The organism is Halorubrum pallidum, assembly GCF_055380345.1.
Window position 1 is genome coordinate 338861 of record NZ_AP043945.1, and the last position, 19478, is coordinate 358338.

General features: G+C 66.8%; 20 protein-coding genes. 14 read left to right on the forward strand and 6 right to left on the reverse strand.

Annotated elements, in window-relative coordinates:
- Positions 1-5: 5 nt before the first annotated feature.
- Both metX and ACZ45C_RS03330 read right to left on the reverse strand, forming a co-directional pair.
- Positions 6-1301, reverse strand: coding sequence for a homoserine O-acetyltransferase MetX (metX, locus tag ACZ45C_RS03325; RefSeq protein ID WP_460562748.1), 1296 nt, complete (start codon positions 1299-1301; stop codon positions 6-8).
- Positions 1302-1306: 5 nt separating this feature from the next.
- Entirely contained in the window at positions 1307-2605 is a 1299-nt protein-coding gene (locus ACZ45C_RS03330; protein WP_460562747.1) for an O-acetylhomoserine aminocarboxypropyltransferase/cysteine synthase family protein, read from the reverse strand.
- Between the two features lie 183 nt (positions 2606-2788).
- Here ACZ45C_RS03330 and ACZ45C_RS03335 point away from each other — a divergent pair, with 183 nt between their 5' ends.
- Positions 2789-4210: a DHHA1 domain-containing protein gene (locus tag ACZ45C_RS03335; RefSeq protein ID WP_460562746.1), complete on the forward strand. Its 1422-nt coding sequence runs from the start codon at positions 2789-2791 to the stop codon at positions 4208-4210.
- A gap of 34 nt (positions 4211-4244) precedes the next feature.
- Here the strand turns inward: ACZ45C_RS03335 and ACZ45C_RS03340 are convergent, their stop codons facing one another.
- A complete protein-coding gene (locus tag ACZ45C_RS03340; RefSeq protein WP_460562745.1) occupies positions 4245-5753 on the reverse strand; it encodes a molybdopterin-dependent oxidoreductase in 1509 nt (502 codons plus the stop codon).
- 189 nt (positions 5754-5942) lie between these two features.
- Positions 5943-6506 carry a HalX domain-containing protein gene (locus ACZ45C_RS03345; protein WP_460562744.1) on the reverse strand — a complete coding sequence of 188 codons (564 nt, stop codon included), beginning with the start codon at positions 6504-6506 and terminating at the stop codon, positions 5943-5945.
- Positions 6507-6650: 144 nt separating this feature from the next.
- Between ACZ45C_RS03345 and ACZ45C_RS03350 the strand changes: the two genes are divergently transcribed.
- A complete protein-coding gene (locus ACZ45C_RS03350) occupies positions 6651-7379 on the forward strand; it encodes an RAD55 family ATPase (RefSeq protein WP_460562743.1) in 729 nt (242 codons plus the stop codon).
- A 27-nt stretch (positions 7380-7406) separates the two neighbouring features.
- Here the strand turns inward: ACZ45C_RS03350 and ACZ45C_RS03355 are convergent, their stop codons facing one another.
- Positions 7407-7748, reverse strand: a complete 342-nt coding sequence (locus ACZ45C_RS03355) for a helix-turn-helix domain-containing protein (RefSeq protein WP_460562742.1) — start codon at positions 7746-7748, stop codon at positions 7407-7409.
- 185 nt (positions 7749-7933) lie between these two features.
- Here ACZ45C_RS03355 and ACZ45C_RS03360 point away from each other — a divergent pair, with 185 nt between their 5' ends.
- The 4 genes from ACZ45C_RS03360 (at position 7934) to ACZ45C_RS03375 (ending at position 11282) form a co-directional block, all read left to right on the forward strand.
- Positions 7934-8272 carry a hypothetical protein gene (locus tag ACZ45C_RS03360; RefSeq protein WP_460562741.1) on the forward strand — a complete coding sequence of 113 codons (339 nt, stop codon included), beginning with the start codon at positions 7934-7936 and terminating at the stop codon, positions 8270-8272.
- A gap of 330 nt (positions 8273-8602) precedes the next feature.
- A complete protein-coding gene (locus tag ACZ45C_RS03365; protein ID WP_460562740.1) occupies positions 8603-9214 on the forward strand; it encodes an archaellin/type IV pilin N-terminal domain-containing protein in 612 nt (203 codons plus the stop codon).
- A gap of 2 nt (positions 9215-9216) precedes the next feature.
- Positions 9217-10440, forward strand: a complete 1224-nt coding sequence (locus ACZ45C_RS03370) for an archaellin/type IV pilin N-terminal domain-containing protein (RefSeq protein WP_460562739.1) — start codon at positions 9217-9219, stop codon at positions 10438-10440.
- Between the two features lie 83 nt (positions 10441-10523).
- Entirely contained in the window at positions 10524-11282 is a 759-nt protein-coding gene (locus tag ACZ45C_RS03375) for a DUF7500 family protein (protein ID WP_460562738.1), read from the forward strand.
- A gap of 124 nt (positions 11283-11406) precedes the next feature.
- Here the strand turns inward: ACZ45C_RS03375 and ACZ45C_RS03380 are convergent, their stop codons facing one another.
- The gene (locus ACZ45C_RS03380) at positions 11407-11859 is read right to left on the reverse strand and encodes a zinc ribbon domain-containing protein (protein WP_460562737.1); all 453 of its coding nucleotides are present in this window, start codon (positions 11857-11859) and stop codon (positions 11407-11409) included.
- A 264-nt stretch (positions 11860-12123) separates the two neighbouring features.
- Between ACZ45C_RS03380 and cheY the strand changes: the two genes are divergently transcribed.
- The 8 genes from cheY to ACZ45C_RS03420 all read left to right on the forward strand — a co-directional run bounded on the left by cheY (position 12124) and on the right by ACZ45C_RS03420 (position 19452).
- A complete protein-coding gene (gene cheY / locus ACZ45C_RS03385; RefSeq protein ID WP_460562736.1) occupies positions 12124-12480 on the forward strand; it encodes a chemotaxis protein CheY in 357 nt (118 codons plus the stop codon).
- Complete coding sequence (locus ACZ45C_RS03390; protein ID WP_460562735.1) at positions 12480-13682, forward strand: chemotaxis protein CheC; 1203 nt, start codon at positions 12480-12482, stop codon at positions 13680-13682. The genes cheY and ACZ45C_RS03390 overlap by 1 nt, the downstream gene beginning before the upstream one ends.
- Complete coding sequence (locus tag ACZ45C_RS03395; protein ID WP_460562734.1) at positions 13679-14209, forward strand: chemotaxis protein CheD; 531 nt, start codon at positions 13679-13681, stop codon at positions 14207-14209. The genes ACZ45C_RS03390 and ACZ45C_RS03395 overlap by 4 nt, the downstream gene beginning before the upstream one ends.
- Positions 14210-14299: 90 nt before the next feature.
- Positions 14300-16060 carry a FlaD/FlaE family flagellar protein gene (locus ACZ45C_RS03400; RefSeq protein ID WP_460562733.1) on the forward strand — a complete coding sequence of 587 codons (1761 nt, stop codon included), beginning with the start codon at positions 14300-14302 and terminating at the stop codon, positions 16058-16060.
- Positions 16050-16529 carry an archaellum stator protein ArlF gene (arlF, locus tag ACZ45C_RS03405; RefSeq protein ID WP_460562732.1) on the forward strand — a complete coding sequence of 160 codons (480 nt, stop codon included), beginning with the start codon at positions 16050-16052 and terminating at the stop codon, positions 16527-16529. Before ACZ45C_RS03400 ends, arlF begins: the two co-directional genes overlap by 11 nt.
- A complete protein-coding gene (gene arlG, locus ACZ45C_RS03410) occupies positions 16530-17000 on the forward strand; it encodes an archaellum stator protein ArlG (RefSeq protein ID WP_460562731.1) in 471 nt (156 codons plus the stop codon).
- Positions 17001-17753, forward strand: coding sequence for an archaellum protein ArlH (arlH, locus tag ACZ45C_RS03415; RefSeq protein WP_460562730.1), 753 nt, complete (start codon positions 17001-17003; stop codon positions 17751-17753).
- Between the two features lie 25 nt (positions 17754-17778).
- Positions 17779-19452: a type II/IV secretion system ATPase subunit gene (locus tag ACZ45C_RS03420; protein WP_460562729.1), complete on the forward strand. Its 1674-nt coding sequence runs from the start codon at positions 17779-17781 to the stop codon at positions 19450-19452.
- Positions 19453-19478 lie beyond the last annotated feature (26 nt).

A 19478-nucleotide genomic window follows, 5' to 3' on the forward strand; every position in this document is an offset into this window, starting at 1 on the left:
GCTGATTATCCTCTGAACAGGCTCGCGTGGACCGGCGCGTGGTCCGATTCGGGACGCGGATCCTCGTCGTCGCCGCCGTCGTCGGAGACGGCACGGCCCGCGACGCCCTCGTCGAGGAAGTCGCGTAGCGGCGGTCCGACGTGTTCGGGCTCGACGAGGAACGCGTCGTGGCCGTGGTCCGAGTCTATCACGTGGTGAGCCACGGGAACGTCGCGGTCGCGGAAGGCGTCCGCCAGCGACGACGACTGCTCGACGGTGAAGTGCCAGTCTGCGGTGAAGCTCATCAGTAACGCCTCGCCTTCGAAGGCGGCTATCGCGTCCGCGTCGGTCCCGTGACCGGCCGAGAGGTCGTACTCGTCCATCGCGCGCGTGAGGTAGAGGTAGCTGTTCGCGTCGAACCGCTCGCTGAACCCCTCGGCCTGGTAGTCGAGGTACGACTCCACCTCGCGGTACGGGAAGAACGCGGCCGTCGGCTCGGGGGGGAGTCCGAGGTCCCCCTCCTCGCGAGTCAACGAGTCGCGCCCCGCCGAGCGCCGGCCGAACTTCCGCTCCATCGAGGCCTTCGAGAGGTACATGATGTGGCCTATCTGTCGGGCCAGCGCGAGCCCCTCGTCCGGCGAGGAACGGTCGTCGCCGTAGTAATCGCCGCCGTTCCAGTGCTGATCCGCGCGGATGGCGCGCCGGGCGACCGCGTCGAGCGCGAGACACTGCGCGTCGAGCCGGCCGGCGGTCGCGATCGCCACGACCCGGTCGACGTCGTCCGGGTATCGCTTGGCCCATTCCAGGACGTTCATGCCGCCGACGCTGCCGCCGACGACGGCCCGCAGCCGCCCCACGCCGAGGTGATCGAGCAGGCGGCGCTGCGCGCGCGCCCAGTCTCCGACCTGTACCGGCGGGAACGCGGTCCCCCATCGGTCGTGGTCGGGTTCGTCGGGGAGGTCGAGCCCGTCCGGGCGCTCGCTCGCCGGTCCCGTCGTCCCGTAACAGGACCCCGGGACGTTGGCGCAGACGACGTAGTACTCCGTCGTGTCGATCGCTTTCCCGGGGCCGACGATGTCGTCCCACCACGCCCGGGCCTGTCCGGCCTGTCCCGCCCCGCGGGCGCTCTCGTCCCGGCCCGCGGCCGGCGAGCGCGCGACGTTCTGGCTGCCGGTGAGCGCGTGACAGATCAGCACGACGTTGTCGCCCTCGAACTCGCCGTGGGTCTCGTAGGCGACCTCCAAATCCGGGACTGACTGGCCACACTCGAAGGTGAACTCGCCGAGTTCTGCGACCCCGTGGTCGGTGGGGATAGCGCTCACGCGAGTTACACCTCCGGGCCGGTCGCCGCGCGCTCGCCGGCGGCCAGCCCGCTGTCGAGGTCCGCTATCACGTCGTCGACGTCCTCGATGCCGACGGAGAGCCGGAGCATGTTCGGGAAGACGCCGGCCAGCCGCTGTTGGGTCTCGTCCAGCTGTGCGTGCGTCGTCGAGGCGGGGTGGATGATGAGTGTCTTCGCGTCGCCGATGTTCGCGAGGAAGCTCGTCAGATCGACTGATTCACACAGCGCCTTCGCAGCCTCGTAGCCGCCGTCGACGCCGAACGTGACCATCCCCCCGTCGCCGTCGAGGTACCGCTCGGCGTTCTCGCGGCTGTCGTGGTCGTCGAACCCGGGGTACGTCACCCAGTCCACCCGGTCGTCGTCGCGGAGGAACTCGGCGACCGCGCCGGCGTTCTCGCAGTGACGCTCCATCCGGAGCGGGAGCGTGGTGAGCCCCTGGATCGTCTGCCACGCGTCGAAGGGTGACTGCTGGCCGCCGGTGGTCCGCACGCCGCGCTGGCGGACGACGTTGGCGAACGCGGCGTCGCCGAACCGCTCGACGAAGTCGACCGGGAACGCAGGCGACTGTCCGTCGAGTTCGTCGTAGTCGGCGTCGGGGTGATCCCACGGGAACTGGCCGCCGTCGACGACGACGCCGCCGACGGTCGTGCCGTTGCCCGTGATCCACTTCGTCGTCGACTCCCACACGATGTCCGCGCCGTGTTCGAACGGGCGACAGAGGTACGGGGTGGCGAACGTGTTGTCGACCACGAGCGGCACCGCGTGCTCGTGGGCGGCCGCGGCTATCGCCTCGAAATCCGGGACGACGAGCGAGGGGTTCGCCACCGTCTCCACGTGGACGAACGCGGTGTCGTCGTCGATCATCTCCTCGTAGGCCTCGACGTCGAGGGTGTCGACGAGCCGGGTCTCTATCCCCCGGCGATTCGCGATGGTCGACAGGTACGACGCGGTGCCGCCGTACATCTCCGAGCTGGCGACGACGTTGTCGCCGGCGCTCGCGAGAACGGTGGTGATCGCGTCGAACGCCGCCATTCCGGATCCGGTCGCGACGGCACCGGTGCCGCCGGCGAGGTCCGCGAGGCGGTCTTCGAGGACGCGCACGGTCGGGTTCGCGATCCGCGAGTAGACGTTGCCCTCCGCCCGGAGCGCGTACAGCTCCGCCGCGGTGTCCGCGCCGTCGAACACGAACGAGGTCGTCTGGTGGATCGGGGTCGCGCGCGACCCGGTCGCCGGATCGGCCTCGGCACCGGCGTGGAGACTCCGGGTGTTGAACCCACGTGTCATGTGTGTAGTGCATATATCTAGACGCATCTATAACCGTCAGTTACGGCAACTGTTGCCTCTGCCGGCGGTGACCGAGCCGCAGCAGGGTCGACGCGACGCCTCGCTGGCCTCGCCGAACGCCGAGCGGACGCGGCAGACGCCCGAGGCGTGAGTTTATCCCTCATCGAGCGCCATCGGACGGTAATGGCAGCCGCCGACTCCCCCGTACCGGATCTGGCCGGCCGCGCGGACGCGTGTGCCGACCGGCTGATCGCGGCGGACCGCGTCCTCCTCGCGTCGCACATCGACGCCGACGGACTCACGAGCGCCGCGGTCGCGTCGACGGCGCTGGCGCGCGCCGGCATCGACCACGAGGTCGTCTTCGAAAAGCAGCTCGACGACGCGGCCATCGATCGTATCGCCGCGACGACGTACGAGACGGTGCTTTTCACCGACTTCGGATCGGGACAGCTCGACAGCATCGCAGCGCACGAGGCCGCCGGCGACTTCGCGCCGGTCATCGCCGACCACCACCAGCCGGCGGACGCCGACACGGACTGTCACCTCAACCCCCTGCTCGAAGGGATCAACGGCGCGAGCGAACTGTCCGGGGCCGGCGCGAGCTACGTCCTCGCGCGGGCGCTCGAAGGACCCGACAGCGACAACCGAGACCTCGCCGCGCTGGCCGTCGTCGGCGCGGTCGGCGACATGCAGGACACAGACGGAGAACTGGTCGGTGCCAACGCCGACATCGTCCGCGACGGCGTCGACGCCGGGGTGATCGAGACGCGGACGGACCTGGACCTGTACGGGAGACAGACCCGCCCGCTCCCGAAGTTCCTGGAGTACGCCTCCGACGTGACGATCCCGGGCGTGTCGAACGACGAGGCCGGCGCGATCTCCTTTCTCGCCGACCTCGACGTCGACGCGAAGCGCGACGGCGAGTGGCGACGGTGGGTCGACCTCGACGGCGCGGAGCGGCAGACGCTCGCCTCCGCGCTGATGCGCCGCGCCGTCGCCTCCGGCGTCCCCGCCGACCGGATCGAGTCGCTCGTCGGCACCTCTTACACCCTCGTCGACGAAGAGGCCGGCACCGAGCTGCGGGACGTGAGCGAGTTCTCGACCCTGCTCAACGCCACCGCGCGGTACGACCGTGCGGACGTCGGGCTCGCGGTGTGTCTCGGCGACCGCGGCGACGCGCTCGCGGAGGCGCGGCGGCTGCTCCGCACCCACCGTCGGAACCTCTCGGAAGGGCTCCAGTGGGTGAAAACGGAGGGGGTGACACACGAGGAGAACCTCCAGTGGTTCGACGCCGGCTCGCGGATCCGCGAGACGATCGTCGGCATCGTCGCCGGGATGGCGATCGGCTCGCCCGCGGTCGACCGCTCGAAGCCCGTGATCGCGTTCGCCGAGGAGAGCGCCGACGAGCTGAAAGTCTCGTCGCGCGGGTCACACGCGCTCGTGCGGCGGGGCCTCGACCTCTCGGCGGTGATGCGAGAGGCGAGCCGCGCCGTCGGCGGCGACGGCGGCGGTCACGACGTGGCCGCGGGCGCGACGATCCCGATCGACGAGCGGGACGCCTTCCTCGCCGAGGCCGACCGACTGGTCGGCGCTCAACTCTCGTGACCCGCGATCCGTCCGCCGACGATGCAGGCGCGGATCACCGGCCGACGGTCCGACGGACCCAGCCGGACGCACCGGACGGCGACGGGTCCGACGCCTCGCGGATCTGTCGGGTCCCCTCGCCGTCGACCGCGCGGACGACCACCTCGTGCGTGCCGTCGGGATCGAAGACGTGCCGCCACTGTCGCCAGACGTCCGCGTCGGGCAGCGGATCGGAGAGGGTCGCGTCCGTCCACGTTCCGCCGCCGTCCGTCGAAACCTCGACCCGACCGACGCCGCGCGTCCCGGCGTACGCGTGGCCGGCGAGTTCGATCCGACCGTCGGACCGCTCCGTGATCCCCTCGTCCCAGAGCTTGGCGACCGCCTTCACTTCCCCCGTTCCCTCCCAGCCGCGCTCCTCCCAGTAGCCGTCTTCCTCGACGTTCAGCAGTTCGATCTCCGAGAGCCACTTCACGTTCGTCTCGCCCCAGTGGCCCGGGATCAGCACGCGGACCGGATGGCCGTGACCGGTCGGGAGCGCCTTGCCGTTCATTCCCCACGCGAGGAAGCCCTCGGCGAGCACGTCGACCGGGAACTGGACGTAGTAACCGTCCTCACCGCGCACCATCGCGCAGTCACAGTCGCCCGCCGGATCGACAGACTCGATCAGCGGCCGGATCGGGGTGCCGGTCCAGACGGCGGTGTCGAGTTTTCGTCCGTTCAGCCGCTCGCCGACACAGCGCAGCGAGATCGCTCGGTGTTCGACTGGTCGGTCGATCAGGTCGTCGAACGTCACGGTCAGATCGGAGCCCGTCTCGCCGGTGACCGTCAGCGACCACTCGGCCGCGGTGACTTCCGGGTCGAACCCCGCGATGTCGACGTTGTAGAACTCGCCGATCGGAGACACCATGCCGAGGAGTTCGTCGCTGTCGAGCGCGAGTGAGGCCGCGTCGAGTTCTCCGAGTCGAGCCTCGACGCCTTCGGACCGCGGGGCGTCGGGGAGCGGCTCGGGCTCGTCGTCTCTCGATCCGATATCTCCATCGACCGCCTGCCGTCCGATGACCGCCGCGACGACGAACGCGATCGACCCCGACGCCGCGCGGAGAACCCGACGTCGGACGGCGTCGACCGACTGTTTGCCGTCGCTCGTCGACGGTCTTCCACCGAGCGCGGTGACCGCCGCCACGGGAAGCGCGACCCCGACAGCCGGAGCGGGCGCTCCCGTCAGCCCGGCCGCGAGCAGCCACGACCCGCCGCTGGCCGCCGCGACGCCGAGGAACGGCCGGTCGGTCCGCCCCGTGATCCACCCCCCGATCAGCGACAGGGAGCCGAACAGACCGGCGACGACGGCGATCGCCAGCGCGACGTGTAGCAAATGGCCCGCGTCGCCGACCGTCTCGATGACGACCGTCACGATCGGTCCTGGCGTCAGATTGACGATGGCCTGGTCGACCGGGCGAACGACGAACGAGCGCGACCAGCCGGTGACGAGGTACGAACCGGCGACCGCGGCCGCCCCGGCCGCCGCCGCGAGGGACAGACCTCGACGCGTGGTACCATTCATCATACTATACGGTAGCGTCGCAGTCACTTGAATGGGGCTCTCGACGATTCGGAACGGCGGCCGTCGACGACGAGCGGGAGCGTTCGCGTTTCAGCACGCCTCCGGTGAGAGTCTCGACGGGCAGCGAACGCACGGTTGAACAGGGAGCGGGACACGCGGGGAGCCCCGCCGTACAGTCCGCCGGTCGGCGGGTCAGGCCTCGCCGAGGTCCCGGAACATCGCTCGGTAGTCGTCGGACGAGAGCGACTCGCTGAGGTCGTCGATGTCGGTGTCGATGTCCTCGAGTCGCTCGACGAGTTCGTTGTACGCCTCGTTGCCCTCTCGCTGGGCCGCGGGCTTCTGTGAGTTGAGGACCGCGCGCTTGCTCGCGAGCGCGGCGGCCTCTTGAATGAGGTCGTCGTACTCGCTCCGCGTCAGGAGCGTCTCGATCGCCGCCAGCAGCTTCGATCGGCTGACCGGTTTGGTGAGATACAGGTCGAATCCCATGTCGACGATATCGAAGTCGGGCTCGACGGCGGTGACCATCGCGACCCGACAGTCGTAGCCGGCGTCGCGGATGTGATCGAGGACGTCGTCGCCGCTCCCGTCCGGAAGCCGCCGATCGAGCAGCACGACGTCGAACGTGGCGTCGATCCGATCGATCGCGTCCGCGGCCGTCTCGGTGGCGGCCACGTCGTATCGATCGTCGAGGAAGCCGGCGTACAGCGCAGCGATGTCAGGCTCGTCTTCGACGACGAGAACCGAGGGATCGCTCACCGCCGGTCACCACCGCGGTCGACGGAAGACGCATCACCGGACATACACGAACGGGCGGTGTGTCGAGAAATAAAGCTGTCGCCGTCTGCGCGGTCGGTCCATCGGATCGTCTTTTATATACTCTCGTCGCCAACACGCAGACGAATGTCTGAACTCGTCTCCACCGGGGTCGAGGGACTCGACTCGATCCTCACCGGCGGTATCACGGAGCGATCGACGGTGCTCGTCTCCGGAAATCCCGGCACCGGCAAGAGCATCTTCGGTATCCAGTACCTCCACCACGGAGCCACGGAACGCGACGAACGCGGCGTGTACGTCTCCTTCGAGGAGGACGAAGCCGACATCCGCGGCGCCGCGGAGTCGATCGGTCTCGACGGGTTCGGTGACCTCGTCGACAGCGGCGACATCGTGATCTTGGACAAACGCGAGATGCTGCGCGAGACCGACTTCTCGACCGCCGTCGATCGATTGCTCGACACCGTCGAAGACGGCGAATTCGACCGTCTCGTCCTCGACTCGCTGTCGATGTTCCAGCTGTTTTTCGACGCCGAACAGGAGAAGCGGACGTACCTCCTGAAGTTCTCCGACATCCTCAAAGCGAACGGGCTCACGTCGCTTCTCATCAACGAGCAGGGGGCCGTCTTCCCGGACACGGAAGTCGGATTAGAGAACTTCCTCACCGACGGGAACATCTACTTCATCCAGACGCCGACGGATTCGGGGGTCAATCGGTACGTCTGGGTCGCGAAGATGCGGAAACAGGACATCGACACGGACATATTCCCGATGGAGATCGGCGAGGGCGGAATCACGGTCCACGAGCGGGCGGGCGGATTCTCGATGATGGGGCGGTCCGACGAACCATCGTTTTAGATCGGGCTCGTCTGTCGGTTCACCGATCTACCGCTGCCCGGACGAGAGGTCACGCCAGACGTCGTCGAGCCGGTTTTTCACCGCGGAGCGCTCTTCGACTTCGACCGTGAGACCGTCCCGGAAGTCCACCTCCACGCCGTCGACCTTTCGGCGGTACACCTTCACCCGACGGTGTTCGTCCGAGAGCGGCCGGTCGTGGAGTTCGAGCAGGTCAGCCTCTTCGAGTTCGTTGATCCGCCGGTAACAGGTCGCGATCGGCACGTCGAGCTCGTCGCTGAGGTCCTGTGCCGACATCGCGTCCCCCGTCGCAGTCAGGATATCCGTGTTGTACTTGTTACCGAGAACCGTGATCAGATTGTCCCCCACCATTCACGTTATCGTCGTTGATTTTTAGAGCTTAAAAGAATACCGGTGACGCCGCACGACCGGGAACCCGCCTCACCGGTGGCTCTGTGCCTGCGTACCGAACATCTCTGTCGCAAGCGCTCCCGAGATGTTATCGCCCGTGATAGCCGCCACGGTGGGTTTATACGTCGAGTTCGAGGACGGGAGGTATGGAGCTTATCGAGGGGTTGTATCTCGTTACGACCACCGTGCTGGCCGGTGCGAGCGCGACGCTCGTGGCCTTCGCGGTCGCGGCGTACCGGTCGTCCGGACGGACGGCGATGGCGTACCTCGCAGTCGGGTTCGGTCTCGTCGTCGTCGCCGCCGTTGGGACGCCGATCGCCGCCTTTCGGACGGGCTTCGCGAACGCGCAGGCGCTGCTGTTGATCACCACCGGCTTGTTCGCGGCCTCGATGGCGCTCGTCGCCGGGAGTCTCGTCGTTTACGAGCCCGGAACGCGGGAGTTCGTGATCCCGGAGTCGGAACTGACGCGAATCCAGGATCGGTAGGCCGGTTCTACCGGCGTCGGCGAAGCCCGATAGCGGCTCGCGCGCCGTCGCGTCACCGACGACAGCGGGTGGTCATCGGCGAGCCGATCCGGCGTCGCGTCGAACCCCGAAATCCGCGACGACAACTCTTGGCACGTCACTATCACCACCGATAACGCCAGGATTCGGCCCGCCACAGTTATCTCAAATTTGTCTGTGAAATTAATGCTAAAAACGCAAGACTGCGGAGGTTTATCAAGACGAATAATCGGCACAGAGTGTTTAATAGGGAATTCCTACTCCCTCCGGTAACGCCCGCCGGGCAGGCCGGGGGCCGACGCAACACAACCAATGTTCGAAGCAATCATGGACGAGGAAGAGCGCGGTCAAGTGGGGATCGGGACCCTCATCGTGTTCATCGCGATGGTGCTCGTGGCGGCGATCGCCGCGGGTGTTCTGATCAACACGGCCGGCTTCCTCCAGACGCAGGCGGAGGCAACGGGCGAAGAGAGTACAAGTCAGGTGAGCGAACGACTGCAGGTCGTGAGCCAGTCAGGCGACATTTCCGACAACGTCGCTGGCACGAGCGAGCGGGGTATCGGATCGCTTGAGTTCGTCGTCGCATCCGCTCCCGGCGCGGACAACATCGATCTCAACGAGGTGTCGGTCGAACTAGTCGGCACCTCCGGTCAGGAAACGTTCCAGCTTGACGAGAGCCCGCCGGCGACCAACGACATCTTCACCACGGAGGGTGACGGCAACGTTCTGACCGACAACAGCGACCGCGCCGAGGTCACCGTAGACCTCGAATCGGACGCGTTCGAGAACGACGCTGGGTACGCGCTCACCGAGGGCGACTCCCTGACGGTGACGTTCACGACCGCCTCCGGCGCATCGACGACGACCGAAATCCGCGTCCCGACTACGCTGGTCGGCGATGACGGCGACTCGGTGAGGCTGTAACAATGTTCGAATTCATCACTAACAACGACCGCGGTCAGGTCGGTATCGGCACCCTCATCGTGTTCATCGCGATGGTGCTGGTCGCCGCCATCGCCGCGGGCGTGCTGATCAACACGGCTGGGTTCCTCCAGTCACAGGCGGAATCGACCGGTGAAGAGAGTACGGACCTCGTGTCTGAGCGAATCGAAGTGACGAGTTCCGTCGGTATCGTCGGCTCTGACACGGCGACGCTGGACGAGATTCGCGTGACGACCACCGGCGCGCCCGGTGCTGACGACATCGACCTGACTGACTCGACGATTCAGGCCGTTGGGCCTGGTGGCCAGGAGAACCTCGTGTTCACCGACAGAGCTTTCGATGTGTCGGTTCCCGCCAGCGACAACAACGTCACGCTTCAGGCGAACGTCCCGACTGATGCCGATAGCGTCCAGGTCGGCGTGAGCACGATCAGCGACGACAGTATCGATAGGCTCGAAATTAGGGACACTGACGGTGGTGCAGATACCGTCTCTGTTCCCGTCGAAGACCTCGACGAGGGAGAGATCAACGACATCTCCATCTCTGACTTCGATCTGAGCGGCGGAGATACCGTGACGGTCGCACTCGTTGACGACAGTGACGCCGATGTTGATACTGACAGTTCCGACGCCATTACCGTCGAGGCTAGTGTATCCGTGCCGGGCTCGGACAACGCGACGGCCCTGCAAGACCCCATCCGAGAGAATGAACAGCAGATCGAGGTCGGTGTGAACGCTTCGGCTGGTGCCGAGACACTGAACGTCTCTGACGCACAGGGTAACACTGTTACTCAGGATGTCTCCGGTGGGACCGAAGAGATTGTCACCGTCGACGTGTCCGATCTCGAATTGGTTGAAAATGAAGACGTGACTGCACGACTGGAAGATAGCAGCGGAGCAAACGTGTCTACCAACACTGATGTGATCTCCGTTTCTGCGGCTCTCCCGTTCTACAACGTGGAGAATCTCAACTCCAATGAGTTCGCCGTCGGTTCCGACGGCAACTTCCTCGCGGACCCGGTCTTGGACGACCAGAACCAGTACACGGTTCTGCTGAACCCGTCCTCCGGTGCGTTCGCCGACGAAACGGCGTTCGGCGAGGGTGACGACGCGACGCTCGACATCGTTTCGCCCGCCGGCGCGACGACGCAGGTCGAACTGACCGCGCCCGACCTCTTCAGTGAGGACGGCGAAGCGGTCCGGCTCTAACGAGTCTCGCACAGCCCCCAACTACCTCCGCGGCGGGTCGGCCGCCCGGAACACCTATTTTATCGCGCGATAACGGCTACGTCATGAGTGACCACGACGCACCGCCAGCCGATCCCGACGAACTCGACTTCACCGACGACGAGAACGTCGTCGAGATCGGGGAGAGCCGGTACGTCGTCGGGACGAACGGCCGGCCCAACGTCGGGCGATCACAACCCGACCGCGCCGCCGAGGACGACTCCGCGTTCAGGCCGGCGGATCCCGAGAACCCGGACGCGCGTCGCCCGCCGGGAGGCGGGCAGGCGGAGAGCGCGGTCGGCGGTGGCGGTCAACGGCGGAGCGACGCCGCCCGGCAGGACCGACGGGGGGGCGGCGGACAGGCGGCCGGCGGACGAGGCGGGCAATCGGCCGGCGGTCAGACGGCGCCCGCGCGGACTCCGGACGGACACGCGACCGGGGGCACACAGCACGGCGGCGGTGCCCCCGTAGTCGACCGACAGGCCGTCAGTCGGTGGCTCGCGTCCTCCTTCGACAACGACGGGTTCACGTACGGGATCGACGCGACGCTGCACGTGAACGGCGAGACCACCCGCCAGCGGATGGTGTCGAACGACGTGACCGCGACGTTCGACACGCTCGTGAGCTGGTTCGCCTCGAACGCCGGTCCGAGTTCGCCGACCCCGGAAGCGCTCGGACTGCTGTTGGTCGCCGCGGAGACGACCGTCGACGTGCCCCCGGTGGCGATAAAGCGATTCGCGACGAGCCAGGGGCTCACCGCGAGCGACACCATCGGCGACCTCGTCCGCGCGGCCGAAGAGAACGGCGGCTTCCGGATCGAATAAGTCGAATCACGCCCGATCCGTGGTGGACGCTGGTGCGCGCTGTTCTCCCCGTTCTGCGGTGTCGGCGCGGCATCATCGGTGCGACACGCTGTTCGCGGTGCGCGTCATCCACATCTCGCACGTCTTACAGAAGGAGCAACAGCGCGACGCCGATCAGCGTGAATATCGCGTAGAGCCCGGCCATCGCCTCGCGTTTCAGCGGACTGCCGAGCGGCTCGGCGGTGAGGCGACGGATCGGCGGGAGGATCGCGACGCCGCCGAGAAACAGCGGGAATGCACCGACGCGCGGGATCTGCGTGATCGCGGCGACGATAGTCCCGTAGCCGAGCACGTAACATCCACGCCGCCAGAGCTGCTCGCGGTCGGAGAGTGCCTCGGCGGGAGAGAACCCGTCGTCGGAGCCGCCGCCGCCCGTACTGTCACCGGCTCCGCCCGTGTCGGCCGCCACCTGTTGTGCCTGTCGCTGCACGTACTCGTCAAGCTCCTCGGCGGCCGCCTCCGTCTGGGGTGCGCCACACTCGACGCAGTAGCGGGCCTCGTCGTCGAGCGACGACTCGCACCGGGGACAGGACTTCATCTTCATCTGATTCCCAGCGTGGTCGGGCTTAATTCTTCGGAACGCGGCGTTCGTTCGATCGCCGTCACGTCTCCCGATCCGGACGAACCGCCTCCGAACGCCCCCGCTCTAATTCTACAGTCTGATACGCGGAGCGGTCGCCGCGGTAGTCGAGTGGGTCCGCTCGCGTCCACTTACGGTCGAGCGCCGCATCGCCGATGGTTCTCAACGCTGAGAACCGCGGGCGAGCGGTTAAGTGACGGCTGTCCCGTTCTTCGAACAACTATGGCAACGCGCGTGCTCATCGCGGACGACTCGGAGTTCATGCGGAACCTCCTCCGGGAGATTCTCGAGGGGGAGTTCGAGGTCGTCGGCGAGGCGGAAAACGGTGTGGAGGCGGTCAACATGTACGACGAGCACGGCCCGGATCTCGTGATGATGGACATCGTGATGCCGATCCGCGACGGGATCGAAGCGACGACGGAGATCCTCGACGACAACCCCGAGGCGACGGTGATCATGTGCACGAGCGTCGGCCAAGAGGAGAAGATGAAGGCCGCGATCAAGGCGGGAGCGGAGGGGTACATAACGAAGCCGTTCCAGAAGCCGAACGTGCTCGACGCCATCGGATCGGCGGTATAATGCGCGTCGACGTCCGGGCGCTCGGTGCCTGCAACCGCCTCTCGGAGCGCGGGGCGAAACAGGCCGCGGGCGCGCTCTCTGAACTGACGGGCACGGACCTCGCGGTCGAGGTCACCGGAGCGAGCGTCGCCAGCGGCGAGGACTTAGCCGAGGCGTTCGCGGGTCGGGAGTCTATCGGCGTGAGCGTCGGACTCCGCGGCGGACTGGAGGGGGAGGCGGTGCTCGCATTCGACGCAGCCAACGTCGACGCCCTCCTATCGCTGCTGCCCGGTGGACGGTCGATGGGCCACAGCGCGGTGAGCGAGGTCGGAAACATCGCGCTCGGCGGCTTCCTCGACGGCTGGGCCAACTACCTCGGTACGGCGATCGACATGACGCCTCCGCGGTACTTCGAGGCGGACGGTGCCGCGGTGCTTCCGGACGGGGCGCTCGCCGGTGACGGCGTGTTCCTATTCGAGAGCCGACTGGACGCGACGACGACGGATCTGGACTTCTCGATCTACATGTTACCCGACTCCGGACCGTTCCGCGACCTCATCGTCGGGAAGGCCGCGCCGGCCGCGACGCCGGGTGCCGAGGCGGCCGGCGGCGTCGAGGGAGACGGCGGCGGACCGGCGGTCCCGTACGAGTCGCTGTCGACGTTCGCGTCGCTGGCGAAGCGCGGTTCGGCGAACGCCGCCGACAACATCGCGATGATGACCGGGCTGGAGACGACTGTCGACGTGAGCCGCCTGCGGTTCGTCCCACTCGCCGACGTGCCGGCCGAAGTCGGCGTCGAGCCGCACGCCGGAACGGTGTTCGAACTGGAAGGCAAACCGAGCGGTTACCTCGCGATCCTCTTCGAGGAGTCGTCCGCGGCGGCCATCGCGGAGGCGATGCTCCCGATGGAGCCGGACGAGCCGCTCGGCGGCATGGCTGAGAACGCGCTCTGTGAACTCGGCAACGTGATGACGAGCGGATTCATCGACGGCTGGGCGAACGTGCTCGGAACGTCCATCGCGCACTCGCCGCCCGAGTTCGTCCACGATATCGGCTCCGCGGCGATCAGTCCGCTCGTCGCGAAACTGAGTCAGCGACAGGACTACGGGTTCGTGATCGACGCCGCGATCCAGACCGAGGGCGTCGAGGCGCGGTGTGACGTGTACGCCCTCCCAGACGAGCGCGAACTGGCCGCGGCGCTCGCACGGCTCTCGGGGTCGTGAGCCACCCGTCGTCGTCTCGCAGCAGGCCGGCCTCCGCGGACGAGGAGACCGCTGTCGACCCCGGACGGATCAAGGTCGGCGTCGGCGAACTGGCGGTGGCGACGGACGGCGAAACGCTCACGACGAGCGGGCTCGGTTCCTGCGTCGCCGTCGGGCTCGTCGACGAGGCCGCCGGCGTTCGCGGCCTGTTGCACGCGATGTTACCCAACGAAGGCGACGCGCGGTCGCCGACCGCGCGCCCGGCGAAGTACGTCGACACCGGGATAGCAGCGCTGATCGAGAGGCTCCGCGAGTCGGGCGCGTCCCCGGATCGATTGGAGGCGCGCGTCGCCGGCGGCGCGGAGATGCTTGATATCACGGACGCGGTCGGACCACGGAACGTCGAGCGCGCCGAGGAGTCACTTGCGGCGGCCGACGTGCCGATCGTCGCGAGCGACGTGGGCGACGGGGTCGGTCGGACGGTGCGGCTGCGGGCCGACGGCGGGCTCGTGGTCCGCGCGGCAGACGGGTTCGAACGAACGCTTTGAGCGATCGACGAACGGACGTCTCACACCGTCTTCTCACTGTTGATATTTTGAGAGGTGCATTGAAGTGTGTTCTGCGGGTCGAGTCTGGTAATGGGCCTCGAACTACCGGTGTGGGGAACTCCAACGGCTGCATGGATAGTCGCCACGCTGGGGCTCGTCGGTGCGAGCGTCCTCGACCGGTTCCTCGACGACGACGGATCTAACGACGATTCCGGCGGAATGGGCGGCGACGATGACCCCTTCGGCGGCGGGGGGATGGGCGGGGGAATGGGTGGAGGTATGGGAGGTGACGGCCTCGACGACTTCGATGGCATGGACGAGTGGGACGACGACTTCGACGATGGCGGCGGTGGCGGCTCCGGCACCGATGAGCTGGAAAAGCGGCTCGACGACCTCGAAAATGAGGTCGCCTCCCTGTCGTCCACCGTCTCGACGGTCCGGTCCGAAAACGAGGAGATTTCGGCCGCGGTCGACGATATCGAGGAGGACGTTCGGAACCTGCTCGACATCTACGAGATGGTCACTCGCGGCATCAATCCGTTCGTCGACGATTCGAGCGGATTTGACAGCGTCAACGGCGGCGGTGAGGGGTCGTTCGGACTCTTCGATGACGACGAGGGAGACGCCGAAGACGAGGATCTCGACGAGGACGTCGCGAGCGCGGACGCCGACGGATTCTTCGACGACGACCTGCTCGACGACGACTTCGACGACGGTGACGAGGACGACGACGAGGACGACGCGTTCGACGAACTGGAACCGGACGAACAGACGGACGACGGCGACCCCGCCGCTGCCGCGTCCGAGACCGCGACGGCGGACGACGGAGACGACATGAACGACGATGGAAAGAGCTTCAGCGAGCTGAAAGAGGAGTACGACGCCGGGGAGGCCGACTGGGCCGACGACGGAGACGACCCCGGCGACGAAACGGACCCGTTCGACGAGCCGGGTGAGGGCGTGGGCGACGAGGTCGATCCGTTCGACGACGAGCCCGCCGACGCGGATTCCTTCGATGACGAGCCCGCCGACTCGGATCCCTTCGACGACGAGTTCGCTGAGTCAGATCCCGAGCCGGACCGCTCGCGCGGTCCTCGGCCCGGCGGCGATCCCGCCGAGGCGACCGGTGACGGATTCGAGTACGTCGGCGAGGACGACCTCTCCGGCGGGCGGCGGAAGCCGTACCTCACGGAGCTTCCCGGCGATTACGTCGGCGACCTCCTCGTCATGGAGTGGCTGGAGTTCCTGGTCTCAGAGAGCGACGTCACCGACGCGGTTCGCGCGATCAACTACTACGAGCGGATCGAGTGGATCGGCCCGGAGGCGGCCGCGCGACTCCGCGATTTCCTCTCCGGCTTCGGCACGATCGACCGTAACGTCGTGGACCGGCCGGGCACGGACCGACTCGTCCGTGAGCACCACACGCGAAGCCTCCGCTACGTGACTCAACTCAACGGGACGAGCGGTCACCTAGTGCTGTTGGACCGCTGGGACGACCTCGCCGGCGGGTCGCTCGTGGGCGGTCGCGCACCGTCGATCGACGGCCGGGGCGGTCGGCGGCGGTCTCGCGATCGGCTCGACGCGAACGACCGACGACGCGACGAGACGGACCGGCGCGACGCGAACGACCGGCGTGCGAACGGACACGATCCTGACGCCGACGCACGAGCGGACCGGTCTGATCGTCGGCGGGAGGACCACCACGATGACCGATCCGGTCACCACGAGGACCGCGCCGACCGAGCGACCGAGCGCGATCGGAACGGCGGGTCACCGCGACCGATGAACGACCCGAACCCGCGTTCCGACAAGGCCGATCCGGCCGACGGAGGGTGGGGCGATGGGCGTTAGCGTCTCCGCCTCGACGGCCATCATCGTTGCGGGGCTGTTCTTCGCCTTCACGACGTTCTACCCCGTGGCCGCGAACGGCCTCGATCGCGTCACCGACGCTCAACACGGCATGCACGAGCGTGCCTTAGAGCAACAGAACACCGACTTCGCGGTGACGAACGCGACGTATGACACGACTACGACCCCCAACACACTCACCGTGACCGCCGTCAACGACGGCGCGGTCGGCCTCGTCGCCAGCGACGCGACGCTGGTCGTCGGCAACGAGTACGTCGACGTGGGCGGATCGGCCGCGGACACCACCGTCGACGGCGACACCGTTACCGAACTCTGGCTCGGCGGCGAGGAACTGACCGTCGAGATCGACGAGAGTGACCTCTCGACTAACATCGTCGGCGGCGAGACTCGCGTCGTGCTCGTGGTCGAGTCCGGCGTCCGCGACGCCGCCACCGTGACGGAGGTGAGCTAGATGGCGAGCGTTCCCGTCTCGCACCTCATCTTATTCATCGCGAGCCTCGTGATCGCCGCGAGCGTCGTGGGGACGATCACGACCGGCGTCGACCGCGTGAGCGCCGCCGTCGACGACGCCGGACTGGACGCGACCGAGACGCTCCGCACGGACGTCACGGTCATCTCCGACCCGAGCGCGGGGGTGTACGACTCGAACAACGAGACGGTCACGCTCTTGATAAAGAACACCGGCACCTACCGGCTCGCGCCCGACGGGTCGGGCGTCGACGTGCTCTTCGACGGATCGTACGTCGAGCCGAGCGCGAAAACGGGCGAACTCGTCTCCGCCGGCGACGGCGCGGCGTGGAGTCGCGGCGACGTGCTCCGGCTCACGATCGAGACGGGCCAGCTCGCTTCCGACACCGATCACCGCGTGTACTTGACCGTCAACGGCGACGAGGAACTGTTCCAGTTCCGGGTGGAGGCGTAGATGCCCCGCGCGGACAACCTCCTCTCTTTGGGCCTCGGCGAGCGCGACCGGCTCAACAAGGAGCTCGGCGGCGGGATCCCCCGCGGTAGCATCGTCCTCATGGAGGGCGACTACGGCGCGGGCAAGAGCGCCATCTCCCAGCGGTTCGCCTACGGGCTCATCGAGGAGGGCGCGTCGGTGACGATGATGTCGACGGAACTCACCGTCCGCGGGTTCATCGACCAGATGCACTCGCTGGAGTACGACATGGTGAAGCCGCTGTTGAACGAGGAGCTGCTCTTTTTACACGCCGACTTCGACTCCGGCGGCGCGTTCTCCGACGGCGACGGGGAGCGCAAGGAGCTGCTCAAGCGGCTGATGAACGCGGAGGCGATGTGGAACTCCGACGTGGTCTTCCTCGACACCTTCGACGCCATCTTCCGGAACGACCCGACCTTCGAGGCGCTCGTGCGGAAGAACGAGGAGCGACAGGCGGCGCTCGAGATCATCTCCTTCTTCCGGGAGATCATCTCGCAGGGGAAGGTGGTCGTGTTGACCGTCGACCCCTCCGCCGTCGACGACGAGGCGATCGGCCCGTTCCGCTCTATCGCCGACGTCTTCCTCCAACTGGAGATGATCGAGGTCGGCAGCGACATCCGTCGACAGATCAACGTGAAACGCTTCGCCGGAATGGGCGAACAGGTCGGCGACACGATCGGCTTCTCGGTCCGATCCGGAACCGGGATCGTCATCGAGAGCCGCAGCGTCGCCTGAACCATCAGACCACCCGAGAGATACCATGACCGAACACGGCACCGCGAAACCGTCCGAAGAACTCCGGAAAGCAGCGATGCGGCGGCCGCACCTCCGGGAGCACCTCCGGGAGTTCAAACAGATCACCGGTGAGTTCCCCCAGTTCATCGAGGAGCCGAAATCGGAGTACGAGTCGAACCGCCCGAACGTCATCTACCCGGTCGGCGGTCCGATCTACAGCCACATATACGGCGACCTCGGACAGGACACGAAGTACTACGCCATCGAACCGGAGGTGTCCGGCCCGCAGGCGAAGATCCTCGGTGAGGTCAAAAACCGACTGCTCTCCGCGAGCGGCCAGCACAGCGCGCCCGACTCCGAGGCAGAGTACGACGACCTCATCGAGGAGCTGTTGGAGGAGGTGACGCACGTCGACGACCACACGACCGGCTGGCGGCGGGGGCTCTCGAAGGTGCGAAACATGGGAAAACTCTCCGTCACCGAGGAGACCTACGAGAACATCCGATACCGTCTCAACCGTGACATCGTCGGACTCGGACCCTTGGAGCCGGTGATGCGTGACCCGGCGAACGAGGACATTCACGTCATCGGCCCCAAGGAGTGTCACGTCGATCACGGCACCTTCGGAATGCTGGAGACGACCGTCGACTTCGGCACCCCGAAGGAGTTCGACAACTGGCTCCGCAACATGGGCGAGCGGATCGGAGACCCCCTCTCCGACTCCGATCCGATCGTCGACTCCACGCTGCCCGACGGGTCGCGTATCAACATCATCTACTCCGACGACGTCTCGCTGAAGGGATCCTCGCTCACGATCCGGCAGGGCGAGGAGGTGCCGCTGTCGATCAACCAGATCACAAACTGGGGGACGCTGTCGCCGCAGCTCGCGGCGTACCTCTGGCTCTGTCTGGAGAACGAACAGACCGTGTTCGTCGTCGGAGAGACCGCATCGGGGAAGACGACGACGCTGAACGCCATCCTCTCGTACATCCCCGACGACTCGAAGATATATACCGCGGAGGACACCGCCGAGGTCATCCCGCCGCACAGCACCTGGCAGCAGCTGTTGACCCGCGAGGGCGGCGGCGAGGGGTCCTCCGACGTGGACATGTTCGATCTCGTCGCCGCCGCGCTTCGGTCGCGACCCGACTACATCATCGTGGGCGAGGTCCGCGGTGCCGAGGGTCGCATGGCGTTCCAGGCCGCACAGACCGGCCACCCGGTCATGCTGACGTTCCACGCGTCGGACATCGTCTCCATGATCCAGCGGTTCACCTCCGAGCCGATCAACGTCCCGGAGACGTTCATGGACAACGCCGACGTGGCGCTGTTCCAGAACCGGGTGAAACAGGGCGACGACGTGCTCCGTCGGGTGACGAGCGTGCAGGAGATCGAGGGGTACTCAAAGGAGATGGAGGGGGTCGTCACCCGCGAGGTGTTCAGTTGGGACCCCGTCGAAGACGATATCGTCTTCCAGGGGATGAACAACTCCTACGTGTTAGAAGAGCAGATCGCGACGCTGCTCGGCTACGCGGACACCCGGGACATCTACGACGATCTGGATTTCCGCGCCGAGCTGATAGAGCGGATGATTCAGGAGGGAATCCTCGGCTACCACGAGGTCAACCAGGCGATCAACGCCTTCCAGCGCGACGGCGTCGAGGGGCTCCCCTTCGATATGCACCGGAACGTCAGGTGACTTCCGGGATGAACGGGGCCGTCGAG